The organism is Halomonas sp. 707D4 (assembly GCF_024158685.1).
In the GTDB taxonomy this organism is placed as follows: domain Bacteria; phylum Pseudomonadota; class Gammaproteobacteria; order Pseudomonadales; family Halomonadaceae; genus Vreelandella.
This window is the reverse complement of the sequence record NZ_JAMZBD010000429.1, coordinates 1-2,636: the sequence shown is the minus strand read 5'-3', so window position 1 is coordinate 2,636 and position 2,636 is coordinate 1. Positions and strand designations below refer to the sequence as shown.

The 2,636-nt window shown below is 64.5% G+C and carries 4 protein-coding genes; 2 read left to right on the top strand and 2 right to left on the bottom strand.

Annotated elements, in window-relative coordinates; translation table 11 throughout:
* A partial coding sequence (locus BIS11_RS14790; RefSeq protein ID WP_253586406.1) for a M48 family metalloprotease occupies positions 1-516 on the bottom strand: 516 nt, incomplete at its 3' end.
* A 167-nt stretch (positions 517-683) separates the two neighbouring features.
* Between BIS11_RS14790 and BIS11_RS14785 the strand changes: the two genes are divergently transcribed.
* Together BIS11_RS14785 and BIS11_RS14780 are read left to right on the top strand one after the other, a co-directional pair.
* Positions 684-959 carry a sulfurtransferase TusA family protein gene (locus tag BIS11_RS14785; RefSeq protein ID WP_253420916.1) on the top strand — a complete coding sequence of 92 codons (276 nt, stop codon included), beginning with the start codon at positions 684-686 and terminating at the stop codon, positions 957-959.
* On the top strand, positions 956-2,074 hold the full coding sequence (locus BIS11_RS14780) for an AI-2E family transporter (RefSeq protein WP_253420917.1): 1,119 nt from the start codon (positions 956-958) through the stop codon (positions 2,072-2,074). The genes BIS11_RS14785 and BIS11_RS14780 overlap by 4 nt, the downstream gene beginning before the upstream one ends.
* On the opposite strand, the gene BIS11_RS14775 is transcribed toward BIS11_RS14780, so the two are convergent.
* Positions 2,071-2,559, bottom strand: a complete 489-nt coding sequence (locus BIS11_RS14775) for a peroxiredoxin (protein ID WP_253420919.1) — start codon at positions 2,557-2,559, stop codon at positions 2,071-2,073. The two genes, BIS11_RS14780 and BIS11_RS14775, sit on opposite strands and share 4 nt — an antisense overlap.
* Positions 2,560-2,636: the final 77 nt, after the last annotated feature.

Here is a 2,636-nt window from a genome sequence, read left to right as displayed (position 1 = left end):
GGCCGCGATCAGCATGCCGGCGAGCATGCCCGCCATGGCGGGCAGCTGGGTCTGGCCCGCGCGGTCGCTGCCACGGGCGTAGTGGCGTTGGGAGAGGTGGCCAAGCTCGTGAGCCAGTACCGACACGAAGGCACCTTCATCGTCGGCGAAGGCAAAGAGCCCCGAGTTGATGCCGACCACGCCACCGGGCACCGCGAAGGCGTTGAGCGCACGATGATCGACCATCACGGTGATGGTGCTGATGCCGCCCAGCTGGCTGTAGGGCGCAAGTCTTGCCACCAGGCCGTCCAGATAGTCGTTGACGATGGCGTCCTGCCACTGTGGCGCCTGGGCGCGAAACTGCCGGAGCCAGGCACGGCCCAGGCGGTACTCCTCGTTGCTCACCGAGGGCGCCGCGCCGCCCAGGCTCGGCAACCGGCTGTTGTCGAACCCCTGGCTCTGGGCGGGCGGGGCGACGCTTGCCAGCAGCAGGGTGAAGGCGAGCGCCCAGCGTGGCAGGAAGCGAACGTGCGACATGGCGTCCTCGTGGTTGTCGTCAAGACGGCCGGAAAAAAGCCGGCGACCGGCGGTGTGACATTGATTCGTGCCGGTAAGTGCCGTTAAATCAACAGCGATCGATCATCAGTGATAACCGAGTTTATGCCACAATGCCAGCGTTAGGCAGCCATTTTAAGGGAGCCGTCATGTCGGATCAGAAAGGGCGCGAGTGCGTGATGCCCGCGCCGGATGCAGCGCTCGACGCCCGTGGGCTCGCCTGCCCGCTGCCACTTTTGAAGACCAAGCAGGCACTGGCCACGCTCGAGAGTGGCCAGCTTCTGGAAGTGGCGGCGAGCGACCAAGGGTCGTGGCGGGACATCGCCACCTTCGCCGAGCACAGTGCCCACACGCTCGTCCATCGCGAACAGCGCGCGGACGGCTTTCATTTCTGGATACGCAAAGCAGAGAGCCTTCGCCCATGACCGTGCGCAACATCCTGAAAAGCTGGGTGGAACGCTACTTCTCCGACGAGGAAGCGCTGATCCTTCTGGTGGTCCTGGTGGCGGGTTTCGCTGCCATCATCTGGTTCGGGCGCATGCTCGCGCCGTTCTTCACCGCGCTGGTGCTGGCCTTTCTGCTCCAGGGCGTGGTCAACGTCTTCACCCGGCGCGGGGTGCCGCACCTGCTGGCGGTGATCATCGTCTTCCTGGCCTTCGTCGGGGCGCTGTTGACGCTGGCGTTCATCCTGATGCCGTTGATCTGGCACCAGCTGGTCGGGCTGGTGCAGGAGTCACCGCGCATGTTCGCCAGCGGCCAGGCGTGGCTCGACGAGCTGCAGGCGCGCTATCCTAATCTGATCACCCCGGACCAGATGCAGAACTGGATCAGCGTGGCCAGCCGAGAGATCAGCCAGCTCGGCCAACGGGCCCTGACGCTGTCGCTGGCCTCCCTGGGTAACGTGATGTCGATCATCATCTACCTGGTACTGGTGCCAATTTTGGTGCTGTTCATGCTCAAGGATCGCGAGGAGCTCGTCGGCTTCGTCCTGTCGCTGCTGCCGCAAAAGCGCACGCTGATGACGCGCATCTGGCGCGAGATGGACGATCAGATCGCCAACTACATCCGTGGCAAGTCGATCGAGATCATCATCGTCGGCACGGTGACGTTTTTCGTCTTCACCCTGTTCGGGCTGCCCTACACCGCGCTGCTCTCGGTGCTGGTGGGCCTGTCGGTGCTGGTGCCGTTCATCGGCGCCGCGGTGGCCACGCTCCCGGTCGCTGCGGTCGCGGGCTTTCACTTCGGCATCAGCGAGCAGTTCGCCTACGTGCTGATGGCCTACGCCATTCTCCAGGCGCTGGACGGCAACGTGCTCTCGCCGATCCTGTTCTCCGAAACCAACAACATCCATCCGGTCTCGATCATCGTGGCGGTGCTGTTCTTCGGCGGCATCTGGGGGCTCTGGGGGGTATTCTTCGCCATTCCGCTGGCCACCCTTCTCAAGGCGCTGACCTACGCGTGGCCCCGCGGTATAGCGACGCGCCCGCCCCAGGAGGACGAGCGCGTGATCGTCACCGACGATACCCCGCCGCCGCGCTAGTCGGCCGAGGCGCTCGCGGCATCGAGCGCCTGCGCCTTCTCCAGTACCTCCTGGGCATGGCCGGCGACCTTGACGCCGCGCCACTCGTGGGCAAGCTGGCCTGCCTTGTCGATCAGGAAAGTGCTGCGCTCGATCCCCAGGTGCTCCTTGCCGTACATCTTCTTGAGCTTGATGACGTCGAACAGCCGGCACACGGTTTCGTCCTTGTCGGAGATCAGCGCGAAGTTGAAGTCCTGCTTGGCCTTGAAGTTCTCCTGGGCGCGCAGGCCATCGCGCGAGACGCCGATCACCACCGTGTTGGCGGCCTCGAACGCCGCCTTGCGATCACGAAAGTCGCCGCCTTCGGTGGTGCAGCCCGGCGTGCTCGCCTTGGGGTAGAAGTAGACCACCACTTGTTGGCCCTTGAGGGCTGACAGCGTGACGGTGGTGTCGCCGGTGGCGGGGGCGCTGAAGTCGGGGACGGGCTTGCCTGGTTCCACGGCCATGAACGTGCTCCTTGTCGTTGAGTGAGTGTCGTTGAGTGAATGTCGTGAGATGAGCGCTCGATTACACGCAACCCGGC

What these genes read in the sequence shown, in the direction of transcription:
- BIS11_RS14775 (WP_253420919.1), bottom strand. Translation starts at nt 2,559, where the DNA reads ATGGCCGTGGAACCAGGCAAGCCCGTCCCCGACTTCAGCGCCCCCGCC.
- BIS11_RS14780 (WP_253420917.1), top strand. Translation starts at nt 956, where the DNA reads ATGACCGTGCGCAACATCCTGAAAAGCTGGGTGGAACGCTACTTCTCC.
- BIS11_RS14785 (WP_253420916.1), top strand. Translation starts at nt 684, where the DNA reads ATGTCGGATCAGAAAGGGCGCGAGTGCGTGATGCCCGCGCCGGATGCA.